This window comes from Haemophilus sp. THUN1692, from assembly GCF_059704395.1.
Window position 1 is genome coordinate 1,817,599 of sequence record NZ_AP046579.1, and the last position, 12,868, is coordinate 1,830,466.

The 12,868-nt window shown below is 41.5% G+C and carries 23 protein-coding genes; all 23 read right to left on the bottom strand.

Features of this window, described 5'->3' with window-relative positions; genetic code table 11:
* Nucleotides 1-246: 246 nt before the first annotated feature.
* Nucleotides 247-672, bottom strand: a complete 426-nt coding sequence (locus AC6H0A_RS09140; RefSeq protein WP_005642606.1) for a phage virion morphogenesis protein — start codon at nucleotides 670-672, stop codon at nucleotides 247-249.
* A 122-nt stretch (nucleotides 673-794) separates the two neighbouring features.
* Complete coding sequence (locus tag AC6H0A_RS09145; protein ID WP_005642604.1) at nucleotides 795-2,144, bottom strand: phage head morphogenesis protein; 1,350 nt, start codon at nucleotides 2,142-2,144, stop codon at nucleotides 795-797.
* Entirely contained in the window at nucleotides 2,131-3,741 is a 1,611-nt protein-coding gene (locus AC6H0A_RS09150; protein ID WP_005642602.1) for a DUF935 domain-containing protein, read from the bottom strand. Before AC6H0A_RS09150 ends, AC6H0A_RS09145 begins: the two co-directional genes overlap by 14 nt.
* Before the next feature lie 11 nt (nucleotides 3,742-3,752).
* Nucleotides 3,753-5,399, bottom strand: coding sequence for a phage terminase large subunit (gene terL / locus AC6H0A_RS09155; protein WP_005642601.1), 1,647 nt, complete (start codon nucleotides 5,397-5,399; stop codon nucleotides 3,753-3,755).
* 65 nt (nucleotides 5,400-5,464) lie between these two features.
* Nucleotides 5,465-5,968 carry a DUF1804 family protein gene (locus AC6H0A_RS09160; protein ID WP_005642599.1) on the bottom strand — a complete coding sequence of 168 codons (504 nt, stop codon included), beginning with the start codon at nucleotides 5,966-5,968 and terminating at the stop codon, nucleotides 5,465-5,467.
* 5 nt (nucleotides 5,969-5,973) lie between these two features.
* Nucleotides 5,974-6,240, bottom strand: coding sequence for a hypothetical protein (locus AC6H0A_RS09165; RefSeq protein WP_005642597.1), 267 nt, complete (start codon nucleotides 6,238-6,240; stop codon nucleotides 5,974-5,976).
* Nucleotides 6,240-6,497 carry a hypothetical protein gene (locus AC6H0A_RS09170; RefSeq protein WP_044233154.1) on the bottom strand — a complete coding sequence of 86 codons (258 nt, stop codon included), beginning with the start codon at nucleotides 6,495-6,497 and terminating at the stop codon, nucleotides 6,240-6,242. Before AC6H0A_RS09170 ends, AC6H0A_RS09165 begins: the two co-directional genes overlap by 1 nt.
* A gap of 123 nt (nucleotides 6,498-6,620) precedes the next feature.
* On the bottom strand, nucleotides 6,621-6,878 hold the full coding sequence (locus AC6H0A_RS09175; protein WP_005641509.1) for a DUF2681 domain-containing protein: 258 nt from the start codon (nucleotides 6,876-6,878) through the stop codon (nucleotides 6,621-6,623).
* Nucleotides 6,878-7,168 (bottom strand): DUF2644 domain-containing protein, encoded by a 291-nt coding sequence (locus tag AC6H0A_RS09180; RefSeq protein WP_005641511.1) that lies wholly within the window; start codon nucleotides 7,166-7,168, stop codon nucleotides 6,878-6,880. Before AC6H0A_RS09180 ends, AC6H0A_RS09175 begins: the two co-directional genes overlap by 1 nt.
* 153 nt (nucleotides 7,169-7,321) lie before the next feature.
* Nucleotides 7,322-7,828, bottom strand: a complete 507-nt coding sequence (locus AC6H0A_RS09185; protein ID WP_005641515.1) for a glycoside hydrolase family 108 protein — start codon at nucleotides 7,826-7,828, stop codon at nucleotides 7,322-7,324.
* Between the two features lie 81 nt (nucleotides 7,829-7,909).
* Nucleotides 7,910-8,338 (bottom strand): Mor transcription activator family protein, encoded by a 429-nt coding sequence (locus tag AC6H0A_RS09190; RefSeq protein ID WP_005641517.1) that lies wholly within the window; start codon nucleotides 8,336-8,338, stop codon nucleotides 7,910-7,912.
* Nucleotides 8,339-8,442: 104 nt separating this feature from the next.
* Nucleotides 8,443-8,661 (bottom strand): hypothetical protein, encoded by a 219-nt coding sequence (locus AC6H0A_RS09195; protein WP_005641522.1) that lies wholly within the window; start codon nucleotides 8,659-8,661, stop codon nucleotides 8,443-8,445.
* An 11-nt stretch (nucleotides 8,662-8,672) separates the two neighbouring features.
* Nucleotides 8,673-9,308 (bottom strand): antA/AntB antirepressor family protein, encoded by a 636-nt coding sequence (locus AC6H0A_RS09200; protein WP_005641524.1) that lies wholly within the window; start codon nucleotides 9,306-9,308, stop codon nucleotides 8,673-8,675.
* A gap of 281 nt (nucleotides 9,309-9,589) precedes the next feature.
* Nucleotides 9,590-9,991, bottom strand: coding sequence for a gp16 family protein (locus AC6H0A_RS09205; protein ID WP_005641526.1), 402 nt, complete (start codon nucleotides 9,989-9,991; stop codon nucleotides 9,590-9,592).
* Entirely contained in the window at nucleotides 9,981-10,529 is a 549-nt protein-coding gene (locus AC6H0A_RS09210) for an HI_1489 N-terminal domain-containing protein (protein WP_005641528.1), read from the bottom strand. The genes AC6H0A_RS09205 and AC6H0A_RS09210 overlap by 11 nt, the downstream gene beginning before the upstream one ends.
* Nucleotides 10,530-10,641: 112 nt before the next feature.
* A complete protein-coding gene (locus AC6H0A_RS09215; protein WP_044232705.1) occupies nucleotides 10,642-10,941 on the bottom strand; it encodes a hypothetical protein in 300 nt (99 codons plus the stop codon).
* 3 nt (nucleotides 10,942-10,944) lie between these two features.
* Nucleotides 10,945-11,139 (bottom strand): DUF551 domain-containing protein, encoded by a 195-nt coding sequence (locus tag AC6H0A_RS09220; RefSeq protein WP_044232708.1) that lies wholly within the window; start codon nucleotides 11,137-11,139, stop codon nucleotides 10,945-10,947.
* Nucleotides 11,132-11,455, bottom strand: coding sequence for a hypothetical protein (locus AC6H0A_RS09225; RefSeq protein WP_044232711.1), 324 nt, complete (start codon nucleotides 11,453-11,455; stop codon nucleotides 11,132-11,134). The genes AC6H0A_RS09220 and AC6H0A_RS09225 overlap by 8 nt, the downstream gene beginning before the upstream one ends.
* The gene (locus AC6H0A_RS09230) at nucleotides 11,445-11,933 is read right to left on the bottom strand and encodes a hypothetical protein (protein ID WP_044232712.1); all 489 of its coding nucleotides are present in this window, start codon (nucleotides 11,931-11,933) and stop codon (nucleotides 11,445-11,447) included. Before AC6H0A_RS09230 ends, AC6H0A_RS09225 begins: the two co-directional genes overlap by 11 nt.
* Nucleotides 11,930-12,100: a hypothetical protein gene (locus AC6H0A_RS09235; protein WP_167351482.1), complete on the bottom strand. Its 171-nt coding sequence runs from the start codon at nucleotides 12,098-12,100 to the stop codon at nucleotides 11,930-11,932. Before AC6H0A_RS09235 ends, AC6H0A_RS09230 begins: the two co-directional genes overlap by 4 nt.
* Nucleotides 12,097-12,351: a hypothetical protein gene (locus tag AC6H0A_RS09240; protein ID WP_005688591.1), complete on the bottom strand. Its 255-nt coding sequence runs from the start codon at nucleotides 12,349-12,351 to the stop codon at nucleotides 12,097-12,099. The genes AC6H0A_RS09235 and AC6H0A_RS09240 overlap by 4 nt, the downstream gene beginning before the upstream one ends.
* Entirely contained in the window at nucleotides 12,348-12,506 is a 159-nt protein-coding gene (locus AC6H0A_RS09245; RefSeq protein WP_005688593.1) for a hypothetical protein, read from the bottom strand. The genes AC6H0A_RS09240 and AC6H0A_RS09245 overlap by 4 nt, the downstream gene beginning before the upstream one ends.
* Nucleotides 12,507-12,514: 8 nt before the next feature.
* On the bottom strand, nucleotides 12,515-12,712 hold the full coding sequence (locus AC6H0A_RS09250; protein WP_005641531.1) for an ANR family transcriptional regulator: 198 nt from the start codon (nucleotides 12,710-12,712) through the stop codon (nucleotides 12,515-12,517).
* Between the last annotated feature and the right edge of the window lie 156 nt (nucleotides 12,713-12,868).

The window sequence follows — 12,868 nt, forward strand, 5'->3', positions numbered from 1 at the left end:
AGAATATCGAATTGAACGAGATAACAAGAGATGACTGGCTTCAGCGCAACCAAATAATTTGAAATTTTAGACAATGAGGAACAAGCCTCACATTAAAGACGTGAAAGATTGAATGATTGAAAACAACCCAAACCCATTTTAAAACGCTTTAAAACCGTTTTAAATTGCTTTAAAAATTTAAAGATGAAATCTTATACCCTAAAAGTAAAAAATCGCCCTACGTGCGATTTAGGGCAATTTTCTGATTTATTTAATTAAGCGTTGGAAGTAGCCTTGCACATCATCTAATAAATCTTCCTTATCTTCTTCTGTAAGTGTTAGAAAAGGACGTTTAGGAATTTCTGCCCTTTTATTTCGTCCAGCTTTACCGCCGAATTGATGGATAGCCGCATAAACCTTGTTACTTCCTACAATCGCTTCGCTATTATCACTTTTGGAGATAATTTTTGAGCGTAAATCTCGGCTTTTACCTTGTAAGATTTTTCCACTTTTATTGGGGCGGGCTAAACCCTGCCAATCAGGGCGACCTTCCATTTCAAAGTTTTTATCCACGGCAAGGCGCATCGTTTCTGCAAGATCTGCCATTAAATCTTGACGGTTTTGCGTTTTTTCGGCAACTTTGCCTAATAACCTTGAGATATTTTCTGCATTTTCGATTTCAATTTTGATCATCTATTGCTTACCTTAAAAAGACGAGATATGATTAGAAAGCTTGAATTGATTGTTACCAATGGGGAAAGGGAGGGGGTAAAAGCCCGGTTATGTAGGTTCGAGTCCTGCCATCAATTCAAGTTCTAATCTAAACTTCCAGATATCAATTCAAACTTATTGCTATCTTTTAATGTTTTCATATCTAAAACAATTTCACCACTTCTTATACTATTTAATTTTTCTCCTTGTGTCTTGTAGTTAAATCGCACTGATACTTTACCTTGCGGGGTTATAAACACATACAGCAACGAATTTTCTTTTGTTTCTGGATTTCGGTGCGTTTTATCCCTTAACACTGCTTTTGGCTTTAACAACATTTCGGGTAAGTTTTCCCAAAACACGCTAGGCAAGCGTTTATCACCTTGTTTTCGATTTGCTTTGTCATTGCGTAATGCATGATAAATTACAGTATCTTCGATAGCTATAATTGCACTATCTAAAACGATATTTTGTTGCTGTAAATTTGCTACAACCTCTGGCAACAATGCGCCAACAAAATGTAAACGTCCTGTAGGGCGAGCAATACCTTGTTCAAGATTTTTGGCTATATTTGTGACTTCATTGGCAAAATTAGCTTTTACTTCCTGCATAAGACGTGGGTGTTTAAATGTTTCATTAATTGCGACTGCCGCAACTCTAGGTGGTGCATTAACCCCCTTTTCAAGCATGGTTTGCCCTAAATTAGCAAGGTATGATTTACCAGGGTTATAATTAAACCCAGCATCAGTTCTAAATAATCGACCGTCAGGTAGCTTATAAGCTGTCATTATGCGATCAATACCACCGATATTTTGCACATATTGCTCGTAGTCTTCTTCAGTGGTTTTACGCAACTGCCAGTCAGCATTTTCCTTTAAATCACGCTCTTTTACGGCAAAGACTTTACAGCGACAATTCCAACCGTTAGGCGGATAAAAGGTATCCCAAAAAGGATCATCAACAGGATAAACAGAATTATGCAATGCGGCATGGCTTGGACGTGCATCGGACATAGCGACATAACGCCAATAAGGACGCAAATGCGCAACTTCTTTCATCGACTGATATTCACCGACACGTTCTGCGATTCGCATATTAGTTTGGTAAATGGTATTTAAACGGTGAGGCGTAAGACGTTTTCCCATCAACTCACCGTTTTCATCACCCAATAATTGCGCTTCTGCTCCTAGCCAACCTTTATCATAAAGCACTTTTCCAATATTTTTTTCCCATTGTTGCTGTGGTATCCCTGTTTTTTGCGCCTCAATTAGGCTCTGATGAATATCGGTAAGAATGTCCTGTTTTAAAATACCTGCAACTGTAAAGGCTTTAGTGTGAGCTTCTTGCCATATTTCATGCCAATGAAAGCCAACGGCATAACCTTTAGAAGACAAATATTCAATGGCTTTCTCGGGCGGTAAACCAATCGCAAAGAAAAAATCATTCAGATCCATTTTGTTTTGCTCCGTTAATTCTTCCCCAAATATCCGCCACAAATAAAGCTTGTGCTAACCCTTGTACTAATTGCTCATCTGATAAGGTCGGGTAAACCAATAATGCGGCAGCCATCGCATCTTCATAATTTTTTCCTTGACGGAATGCCTGTGCAAGATCTACGACTAAAGGTTGCATTTGCTGATTTAACTGTTGTGGAGACAAATTAATATCACCTAAGTCTTGAACATTACCTACCGACAACGCAGCAGCACGACAACCGCAAGTACAGCCTTTGCCGTGGTTCAACATGGCAGAAAGTGCGGTCGTTTTTTCGTCCGTTTTCTCGCCTTGCGCTGTGCTTAAAATCAACTCACCTTCTTGTGGCTCAGGAATACCTAATTTATCCCGCACCCAGCTTTCCGAAATCTGCACCCCAATGCCCGTAAGTTTAGGGATGGCATCTGCAAAGACCGATAAATCTTCATATTCTTTTGTGTCAAACTCAAAATAAGGCACACGATGTGGTGCAATATTTGGATCAACATTAATTTGCAAATACGGCAAAATGATTTGTTGAGTGATGGTTTGCGCAATTTGTTTCGCATCGCTAATCATCAAATCACGACGCACTTCATTATGCACATTACCTAACGCATTGGTGGAGCTTTTACCATCCGCCCCCGATGTTAAGGTTTGCCCCAAAATCAACCGAGCAATAGATTTCTCGCACCAATCAACCATTTGTAAAAATGGATTATTACCCGATGCAGCCCCCGCATTAGCGACGTTATGCAGTTCAATCTGCATCGATTCAGGCATAATGCCTGCCGCGTTATGCCCAATTTCGGCCAACGCACGCAATAATGTTCGTTTCTCCGCATTAGTGGCACCAGCACCATATTTACCAATGCGAATCGGCATACCATAAAGCTCTAAAAACTCGGCAAAATCACGCACAGAATAATGCTTATACATATAAATCCATGCCAATGTGCGATATAACCCATCACGAGCCAACTGTGTCGAACGAGATTTATGGCGATGTACCACCCAACCAAAAGGACGTAAAGGCTCACCCATTTGATTAGCTGGCGTGCGTAATAATAAACTATCGTCTTTATCCAATTTAAACCAAGACTGAGGACAAGGTTTAAAGCCTTTTGGAACCCATTTGCCATTCACCTGCGCCCATTGGATTTCAAGGGCAGAAAAGCCATGACCGACCGCATCCATGAGATCTACAAATAAATCCTCAAGGTTAGGATATTGGTAAAATAACTCATCAATCTCTGCTTGCAATTTTTCTTCCGCAGGAGTGGCATTACGTGGCTCAACAATACGCCAATCTAGCGTTAAAACTGAACGCTTACGTGTCATCATATTGGCGGCAATGCTGCTATCTTGCTCTTCAATATCCATGAAAAGTTGATGCTGCGCCTGAATATCACCGTTTTCGGCATCCTCTAAAATCTGCTTTAATTTTGTTGGCGTAATTTTTGCAGAGGGGTGATCATCTAATACACGCCCCGTTGCAGTTACTTCCGCATCATCGGTTTGTGTTGGCTCTGTTTCATTACCTTTTAAAAGGTTTTTAACCTTATCAATAAATCCCATTTAATCCGCCTTTAATGTTTCCATATTGAATAAAGATCGTCTTCATCTTCGTATTCATCTGATTCAATCTCATTCAGTTGATTTAACCCAATCCACTCAATCGCTGCCGAACTACCCACGGCATTACGCCACAACATTTCCAGCGCATCTGGGCCATCATCATGGTCTGCTTTCGGAAAATGGCGTAACTGGGAAATCAGCGTAGCTTGTGAGCTATGCAACAAAATTAAGCCATTCACCATGTGGGGTTGTAGGCTCTCAATACGCAACATTTTGTCTGTATTTGGTTTAGTTGCCGTCGCTGGAACAGGAATGCCACGTTGTGCCGAGCGTTTCACTAATTCGTCTTTTAAGAATTCTTGGAATTGCACCGTTTCAACAAACCACCGCTGACAGTGGTATTGCTTCTGCATACGGATCACATCTTCAATAATTAAATCAGGCAGACGTTTTTTCACTTGCGCTTCCACAACATATAACTTGCCTGTTTCTCGGTGATACCCGCCCACTAAAATAGCCGATGGGTCACGACTTGCCCCTGCTTTTCCTAAGGATGGGTCAAGCGCACCGAAATAAATTAAATTTGCTGGCAATTCCGTCCAATAAGTCAAACTATTGGCAAACATCGCATCATCACTGCTTAACGGGTCATTTTGATATTCCGAATCAAAGGTGGCATGCCCATCACGTGCCCGAATTTTCATCAAGGTTAAGATGGGACGAGCAGCCCAGCTCACCACTGCGCCTTTATCCATTGCCGCTTGATTTTGTGTATAGAAAGCATCAGCTACCGCTTCGCCTTCATTTAAGTAGAAGTCCTCCCACTTGTCCCACAACGCCATGTCATCAGGCATTTTCTTTAAGGCTTTAAATTTAGCGGTTTTCCATGCTTTGGAGCTTAAAGTGCGGTTCAGTACGCTGTCGTAGTGCAGGATAGTCCCGATATAGACCACGTCCAGTTTTTCACCAGGGACACCCAATGGAAGTACGGTCTTTTTAAGCCATTCGTGCAACTTATCGCGCTGTTCTGCGCTGCGGACTTGTTCGTCATTCTCTATATCGTCCAACACTACAAGATCAGGACGATAAGCCCCATGTCGCAAACCACGTAATTTTTTACCCGAACCGGCAATTTCAACCTTTTGATTCGCTTTGGTTAAAATTGTCGTTGCCTGCCATACACGACCTTGTCCAGCGACTTCTGGAAAGTCGATGCGCAGGCGTTGGTTAAACTCCAGTTCTACTTTGATAGATTCCAACATCGGATAAGCCTGATTGATAGAGTCCATCACAATGAGTGCATAGCGTTTTTTTTGAGTTACTAAGCAATAAAGCGTAAACAACTGCGACACCAACGTGGATTTTGCTTCACCGCGAGGCGCAGCAGTCGCCATATTGACCGACTTCGGATCTTGCAGGATTTCCGGAAGGGTTTTGAACAAGTAATCGTGCAACTCCGAACGATAAGGGGAGCGCACATAATGCGGAAAGTAATTCGACACAAAAAAGTCATAGCCCGAAACAGGATCTAGCACCTTTTTGCGTCGCTCACTAATGGCAGCAAGAGAATCATCCCACCCCTCAAACTTTGCCTCGACCTTTTGTCGCAAGCTGTCCGAATAGGCTTTTAATTCTGCTAATAACTCTTTATTCTTCACAATTATCCTCTACACCCATTATACTTCCCAACCTTCGGATGCCAGTGAACCATTCCAACCTTCCATCATGCTTTAAATTCCTTACTTAATGTTTCACCAAATCCATTGAGCAAATCTAAAAAATCACCTGTTAGTTCTGGTTTATTGGTTTGGATATATTCCCCAAAGAGTTTCACCGTTTTAATCGCAGTAGCTAATTCAGATACTTCAGGTAATAACCGTTTACTGCTTGCCACCATTTTCGAATAGCTATCGCCCAAGCCCTGAATCAACTTCGCTTTTTCACTCACAGGCAATGCTTCCGCGCGCTTAATCTCATCCATCGTGTTTTCAAAATAAAGCACAAATGCAGTCAGCATGCCGCGCGCCACATCTTCTACTTTGCCACTTGCCATCGTGTTCGCATCACGCACTTTATCCCAATTATCGCCACGAGCTTCGGCTTCACGTTTCCAGCGTCGAGCAGTGTTATAGGACACTTTGGCTTTTTCTGCGGCTAATTCCAGCGTTAAGCAATCAAACACATAATAACGGCGCACATCTGCCTTGGTTTTTTCATCATGTGCCATATTCACTAGCCTCCTAATTTGGCTTTGATTAGCTCAAATCCAACCGATACTAATAAACCGCCCAGACCGCCAACTAAAGCGGATCGCACACCCAATTTAGCCATACTGTTTTCTACCTTTGCCAAGCGAGCATCAATATCATCCACTCGACCGTCTAAACGGTCGATTTTATGGTTCGCTTGTCGGCTTAAAACCAGAATCTCATCTAATTTGGCATTAATTTCTTGTTTTTCTGCCAATTGCTCTAATCGTTTTCGCTCTCTTGCTGACATTATTTATCCACCTTTTTATCTAACTTCTGATTGATTTCTTTCAACTGATCGCGCACCTCTTTCAAAATGCTTTCAAAGTGTTTATCTTTTACTTCAGCAAGCTCTTTACTCTGAAAATCCTGTTGCATTTGCTTTTCTAAGGCTTTAATCGCATGCTCATTTTCAGCCACTTTATCGTTTACTGATTTCCACACCCAGCCGACTAATGTCATAATCAACGTCGTGCCAATCCCAATAAACACTTTATCGTCAATCATTTTGACTCCTTATTTTTAGTGCAAATCTCACGATAAGTCGCATTATGTACCGCAATTTGTCGTAAGGTTTCCGTGGTATCTTGTCTGCTGGCAGTAATAATGCCAAATCCACTGCAACTTGGATTAATCACGGAGATCGCCTGATTGCTGCAAGCGGTTAATGACATCATCACGGCTAGTGATACGAGTGTTTTCTTCATTTTTCTTTCTCACTTCAAAATGTTTCACTTGAGTTTCAACGACAGCTTTCTGCGCTTGCAACTGCGCATTGGTTTTTAATAATTGCTCAATCTCACGGTGTGCATGTTTCAGCTTAAACATCACATACGCACCCAATAGTGCGAAAATTCCGAGCCCCGCTAAAATAATCTGCATACTCATCAAATCCCCCTTGGTCTATCCGTTTGTTCTGGCTCCACATAGGTTTCACCGGTAATCGGTTCTTCTGGTTTTGCTTGTTTGGCTTGAAAAGCCATCACCGCCCCTTTGGTTGCAGCAGAACCACCACAAAAACAAGCAAAATAAAAAAACAAATCAGTGACCGTAGAACGGTCAAGATAGACCGCATAAATTAATACACCCGCCATCACCAAAAAGCCGAAAAACTGAATAAATCCCGTTGTACTGGCTCGGCCATCAACATTGGTAAAAAGTTCAAGCAACTTATTCATCGGCATAATCTCCACATAATCATTTGGGCTGCAGTCGGTTTCCCTCTAGATACATAACTCCACGCATTTTTACTGTAAAAGTGCGGTCGATATTGCGTGACTTTTTGAGGCTTTTGAAACCAATTTAAAACACGTTTAAACACGCCTAAAAACTTAAACTTCATTGTCGATTGCCCCATATTTAAGATTGCCCGCCACACGACGCACCCAACCTTTACCAAAGGTTGCAAAAGTGCCAAGTTTGCAATAAAACTCCAGGCGTTCTGCATTCAAACGCATAATCACATCAGATATCGCCATCTTCTTAATCGCTGCAATGGTCATATTGCCAATAATGCCGTCATCCGCCACATCCACCGCACGTTGCAACATACGGCTTGCATTGCCTAATCCATGGTTTACCGCTGCATCAAAAAACTGGAAAGCCACCGCTTCAGGCATCTTGTCGCATTGATAACGTAGCCAAAAAGCGGAGTAGTAGATTTTAAAAGCCTGCTCACGAGTCATCACACGCATATTGCCCTGATAACCATTTGCCAAAGCTGTGCGTTTAGTAATCCCCCAATTGGTTTCCCCGCCTGGGTCGCGGGGATCATTAACATACCCCCCCTCATGCCCAATTAAACGGTTAAAAATATCTAGAAAAGTTAACGTCGACATAAAAAAACACCCTTAATCTATTAATGATTAAGGGTATTGTCTTAAAAGCAGAGTAAAGAGAAGAGAGGAGCGGTTTCAGCACTAAAACAAGGCAAGATTATGGGTTTCTTCAAGATGGCGTACTTGTGCCAAAATCTCCCAACCGCTCCGATCAGAAAGTTGATATTTCGGACAAAGCTCAAGCATAGCCATACGCCCTGATTTATTTAAATGCTGGGTAAGATAATCATAATCGGCTTTAAAACGATAATTACGCACCACACGCAATGCTGTTTGGCAACGAGGAATATACAGCCACTCCCCACGAAAAACCTCTCGTAATTTCACCGCACTTTCCAAACCAATTAATGCTTTAAGCTTAGGAAAATAATGCACCCCATCAGTAAATCGAAAGGTAGCCCCACCAAAATTTGTAATAATTTTCTCCACCGCAGCAAAGCCCACCAAATCCACCATCTGCTGCACCGTTTCAGGCAGTAATTCAGCCACATCTTCCAAAGATTCAACCATAAACACCTCCGCAAATTGTTTTACGCAATTCTCACACGGAAATTTTAAAAAGGCGGTATTTTTGAAAAAAAAGATAAAAAAATCCCACCGAAGTGGGATTATCTTTATGCCTTAATGGGCAATTCTTTCACTAACTGTCGCACCGTGCTAACTTGGCAATCCAATGCTGCGGTAAACACCGCAATCATCCCCGCAAGTTGGCTATAACTTAAGGTATCAGCCGTGTTGTCAGTAATTTCCAAGAACTGGCGCAAACAGTGCAAGCCACCAAGGCTACTTTGAATTTCATCAAATTGATGTTCTAATTCATATCCGATGCTCATCTTCGCCCCCCTTACGCCAACAAATCCAACTGCACCGCAGTTGTTTTTGGTAATGTGGAGGAAAAAAAGCCCAAATTCCGCATTTTAAATGCCATCCATTTCACGCTATCTTTGGTTTTGCCTAATAGCGTACCAATTTCACGATAACTTAAGCCCATTTCACGATAGCGTAAAAAGTCTTTCGCTTGTGGGTTTGCCGTTAAAAAGGCAGTTTGCGCAGTGGTAATTAAACGTGCCAATTCATCTGGATTGTTGCGTAAAAATGTAGGAATGGCGAGCATTTGCGCTTGCATTTCAGTAGCTAAAGCAATAGCGTGCTGTTCCATTTTGATAAAATGGCGACGAGCTTGGCGACCAATTTCAGATCGTTCCAGCATACACAGCTCTTTTGCCATATCAAGGGTGATGTGGTATTCCTTGAGTGTTTCTTGTCTAATACCAAAGAAACCTCTATCGACGTTCACTAATTGGTGAAGCACGGTAAAATCAAGGTTTTCAGCAAATCCGTACTTGCTAATGCGGTGTTGAATCCAGTCAGAAAATTGTTTGCCGTTTCCTAATAATTTATGAAGATCACGAGCATTGACTAATTGAACAGATTGATTTTGAATTGAACCAGTGAAGGTTTGAATTTGGAAATTTGTCATAATTGCATACCTCTGAATAGAGACCCTATTTTGAGTAGGGCGACCGACAGCTCAAAACTGTGCAATAAACAGCGGAGTTATTCCCTTGCGGTATTGTATTCCTCGCACTGTCGGTCATTGATAAATTGGTTTTAATTTTTTTACCTAAACTTCAGGCAAAAAAATAGCACGAAATCACGGTTGTGCCGACCGTATTGCTGGGCTTTTGATACCCTGATCGCAAAATTAACCTTTTTTTAATCAGAAATCAAGGTTTTCTACCCAACATTATGCAAAAAGTTTTACGATTTTTGTCGATTGCGATCATACACCGCCAACATCTGCACCACCTTTTTCAACTGCCACGGCTGTAACCAATGCACAAAATCCACTTTAAACGAACGTTTCGCAATACCATCAGCATATTCTTTCGGTAAACCATGTTTTGCTAAAAGTGCGGTAACTTTCGCCAAATAAATTTTCTTATCTTCACGTGGTGCCGCACGATTTCCCCAAAAACTTGAACTGGATTTAAACCCCTTTTGCACCATAACATTTAACACCTGTTGCAATTCAATCTCCGTCATTTCAGTACAACTTGTTTTACCCGTTGTACTCACCAGTAATTGACGATAGGTTTCATCATCAAGGCCTAATTGGCTTTTTCCAATATGGATTTTAGCGATTAAATTTTTACGCAACATAGCCTTTCTCCTGTTCCGCTTTCCAGGCTTTCCAAACCGCAAACTCAGGCATATTTTCCACAAATTGCAACTGCCCAACAGCGGCATAACGTTCAATATATTGAATGGCTGCCATACGTTGATCCTCTTCTTGCGCTGCCACGCTTTGCATTTCAGCTTTGCCTTCATTACGCACCACAGCAAACAAGGGTTTCGCCCATTCATACACTTTCTTCAAATAGTTATGATTCGATAACGCCTGAATATTGCGTGTTTCCCGACGGTTTTTCATCACCGCTTGCACCGTTTCATTCAACGCATGGGCGAGTAGCGGACTAGGTTGATACATCTCCAACACATCTTTCATTAATCTCAATGCCCGACCATTAGATAGCGCCGATCTTTCAGGACGAAACAAACCAATATAACTCACCAACGCACGCGCATTACGCCCACCCAAATTGGATATTAACCCCAACATCTCACGCCCCGCATCATCTTCCAACAACGCATCTAAATGGATATCACTGTGGCAAATAGGGCAACGGCATAGTTTCATTATTGTTCCCTCAAACTTGATTTAAAACACATTACTCAGCCCACTTCATCTCACTTATCCCCCTCTTTTGTAAAGAGGGGCTAGGGGAGATTTAATAGGCTGTAAATGGGTTTTAGTCCTCAAAATAAATTTCATCAACGTTCGGCGCTAACCAATACCATGGGCTCACACGGAAAATTGAGTACCGTTTACTCCCTTGTTCTCTGATGGTGAGGAAAACATATTCATCCTCTTCATAACACTCCCATTTGCTATAATTACGCATAAATAATTCTTTGACGACACTTGATGCTAAATAAAATGGTCGTTTTTTTCGGTCAAATTCCAACCACTCTTTAATAATTTTCTCTACTTCTTCTTGATCTTCGTCATCTAGATCATCAATAAGTAACCATTCGTATTCGATATCCATAATTTATTCCTCCGGTGGTTGTGGTAGTGGTTGCCAGTGGGTTACTTCATCATCTGTAAACTCAGTAAATCCGCACAAGTCTGCATCGTAAAATGCAACCTTCACAGGTATGGCATATTCCGGGCAATATACGATAAAAAAGCTATCTTCACTTGGCGGGCAAGAGTCATACTTAATCCATCCATTGTTTTCACTCATTTTCTGCCTCCATAATCGCCTTACGTTTTGCTTTAATAATTGGCGTAACCACCCGTTTAATCGCCAGTTGCAATTCGCCTATAAAGGCCTCATCCTCCATATTGTCAAATGCAATACCCATCAGACTCGAATCAACTGCTTCAAATAATTTGCGATAGTCATCGACTTCGTCAAACACTCCTCCTTCCCAGTCTAATTGCACGATATTTCCGCCTAACACTTGCGTATTTTTTGATATTTCGAGTTGGTCACGTTGGTAGTCTTCCATTTCAACTTCGATTGTCATGCGGACTTTTTGGGTTATTTCATTGCTCATTTTCTACACCTTTTCTTTTGTAACTTGGATATTCAGATCTCAAAATCCGATAACAATTTGTCTTTAACTCAAAAATGCTTCTCGGTAGAGCGTTAATATGTAAGGTTTTACAGGCTTTTCCGGTATCGTCCATACCATATGGTACGCCGATTGCACGCCAACATCGTGCGGCTTGTACCGCTACGTCTTTAATCACCTCTGAGTTAATCACAAAGCTATTTGGCCAAATGCGTTGCAATAAAATGCCTTGTGCCATTAGTTTTTTAACCCGTTTCCTAAATTGACTATCGCTTAATCCAGATCCTGCAATAAGTCGGCTTACACTCAATATTGCAAAGTCTTCTGCCTTTTTCTTTGCTTGGTCGTCGCTATACGTGCCAACACTGCCACCGATATAAGTCACTAAGGTTTCTTGCGCAATACGGTCTAATGTTTCGTCCCAGATATATTCAAGGATGTGTTCATCTAGCACTTTCATACTTTCACCAATCTCATTCTCAACCCTGGCAACAAATTCTGTACATTTCCCACATATACCGCTGCGTGTTGCGCTTGCCCTGTGCGAAGATAGGTTTGTGCTTTAATAAGCTGCATTGCTGCTTGTTGCAATATTTCATCCAACCGCACTTTTTCTTGTTCTGTCATCCTGCTCGTCTCCATTCATCTTTCGGCATTTGCTCTGTTACATCTTCTTTTACCCATTTCAAAAATCTTTCGATAGTCACTATCGGGTATTTCGCGCCAAATTTCACACTTGGGCTATCATATTTCACGTGGGTATCGCTTAACCAAATAATCTCTCTGTCGTTAAGTAAGCGGAAAAAACCGAAACGTTGCGGTCGTTTAGCTGAGTAAAAGCGACCTATTTTTAAATCATTTTTTGTTAATTCACTCATACTTCCTCCCCTTCAATCACTGAATCAATTTCCACAACTAAACCAGTTAATGGCGGAGCGGTGTTTAAATCACACAACTCAATAGCTTGTTCTAGTGTTTCCGCTTTCATTTTCACTTCAATTACGCCATAAAGGCGCACGATATAATCAGCCATAAATCCTCCTAAAACGGTCTTCTTAATACTCGTTCACAAAACGCGGCGCGGTGTTTGCACCACTCTCGGTTACGTGCGTTAGGTGCGTTAAGTTCCGCAATCGCCCATTGCTCTTTGGCGTCTTGCAGTTCACCTCTACGTTCACTGTTTGCCGCTTGTTCACTGTAATATTTAAAGCGATCAAACTTGTTGATGTTTTTGTTCATAAGGTTCTCCTGTTGGTTTAAAGCCCATTATGAATGCCCCTCATCCCATCCCCCTCTTTTGTAAAGAGGGGTTAGGGGAGATTTAAAGGGCATTTAAATAAGTTTTATAATCAAATATGCTAACCACGCATATAGTGCAAAAAGACAAATTAAAAC

Excerpts from the sequence above, each read along its gene's own strand:
- AC6H0A_RS09175 (WP_005641509.1), bottom strand. The coding sequence starts at position 6,878 with ATGAGTATGCAGATTATTTTAGCGGGGCTCGGAATTTTCGCACTATTG.
- AC6H0A_RS09220 (WP_044232708.1), bottom strand. The coding sequence starts at position 11,139 with ATGAGTGAAAACAATGGATGGATTAAGTATGACTCTTGCCCGCCAAGT.
- AC6H0A_RS09180 (WP_005641511.1), bottom strand. The coding sequence starts at position 7,168 with ATGAATAAGTTGCTTGAACTTTTTACCAATGTTGATGGCCGAGCCAGT.
- AC6H0A_RS09190 (WP_005641517.1), bottom strand. The coding sequence starts at position 8,338 with ATGGTTGAATCTTTGGAAGATGTGGCTGAATTACTGCCTGAAACGGTG.
- AC6H0A_RS09145 (WP_005642604.1), bottom strand. The coding sequence starts at position 2,144 with ATGGATCTGAATGATTTTTTCTTTGCGATTGGTTTACCGCCCGAGAAA.
- AC6H0A_RS09230 (WP_044232712.1), bottom strand. The coding sequence starts at position 11,933 with ATGAAAGTGCTAGATGAACACATCCTTGAATATATCTGGGACGAAACA.
- AC6H0A_RS09200 (WP_005641524.1), bottom strand. The coding sequence starts at position 9,308 with ATGACAAATTTCCAAATTCAAACCTTCACTGGTTCAATTCAAAATCAA.
- AC6H0A_RS09160 (WP_005642599.1), bottom strand. The coding sequence starts at position 5,968 with ATGGCACATGATGAAAAAACCAAGGCAGATGTGCGCCGTTATTATGTG.
- AC6H0A_RS09210 (WP_005641528.1), bottom strand. The coding sequence starts at position 10,529 with ATGAAACTATGCCGTTGCCCTATTTGCCACAGTGATATCCATTTAGAT.
- AC6H0A_RS09225 (WP_044232711.1), bottom strand. The coding sequence starts at position 11,455 with ATGAGCAATGAAATAACCCAAAAAGTCCGCATGACAATCGAAGTTGAA.
- AC6H0A_RS09170 (WP_044233154.1), bottom strand. The coding sequence starts at position 6,497 with ATGATTGACGATAAAGTGTTTATTGGGATTGGCACGACGTTGATTATG.
- AC6H0A_RS09240 (WP_005688591.1), bottom strand. The coding sequence starts at position 12,351 with ATGAGTGAATTAACAAAAAATGATTTAAAAATAGGTCGCTTTTACTCA.
- AC6H0A_RS09235 (WP_167351482.1), bottom strand. The coding sequence starts at position 12,100 with ATGACAGAACAAGAAAAAGTGCGGTTGGATGAAATATTGCAACAAGCA.
- AC6H0A_RS09195 (WP_005641522.1), bottom strand. The coding sequence starts at position 8,661 with ATGAGCATCGGATATGAATTAGAACATCAATTTGATGAAATTCAAAGT.
- AC6H0A_RS09250 (WP_005641531.1), bottom strand. The coding sequence starts at position 12,712 with ATGAACAAAAACATCAACAAGTTTGATCGCTTTAAATATTACAGTGAA.
- AC6H0A_RS09185 (WP_005641515.1), bottom strand. The coding sequence starts at position 7,828 with ATGTCGACGTTAACTTTTCTAGATATTTTTAACCGTTTAATTGGGCAT.
- AC6H0A_RS09205 (WP_005641526.1), bottom strand. The coding sequence starts at position 9,991 with ATGTTGCGTAAAAATTTAATCGCTAAAATCCATATTGGAAAAAGCCAA.
- AC6H0A_RS09150 (WP_005642602.1), bottom strand. The coding sequence starts at position 3,741 with ATGGGATTTATTGATAAGGTTAAAAACCTTTTAAAAGGTAATGAAACA.
- AC6H0A_RS09165 (WP_005642597.1), bottom strand. The coding sequence starts at position 6,240 with ATGTCAGCAAGAGAGCGAAAACGATTAGAGCAATTGGCAGAAAAACAA.
- AC6H0A_RS09245 (WP_005688593.1), bottom strand. The coding sequence starts at position 12,506 with ATGGCTGATTATATCGTGCGCCTTTATGGCGTAATTGAAGTGAAAATG.
- AC6H0A_RS09215 (WP_044232705.1), bottom strand. The coding sequence starts at position 10,941 with ATGGATATCGAATACGAATGGTTACTTATTGATGATCTAGATGACGAA.
- AC6H0A_RS09140 (WP_005642606.1), bottom strand. The coding sequence starts at position 672 with ATGATCAAAATTGAAATCGAAAATGCAGAAAATATCTCAAGGTTATTA.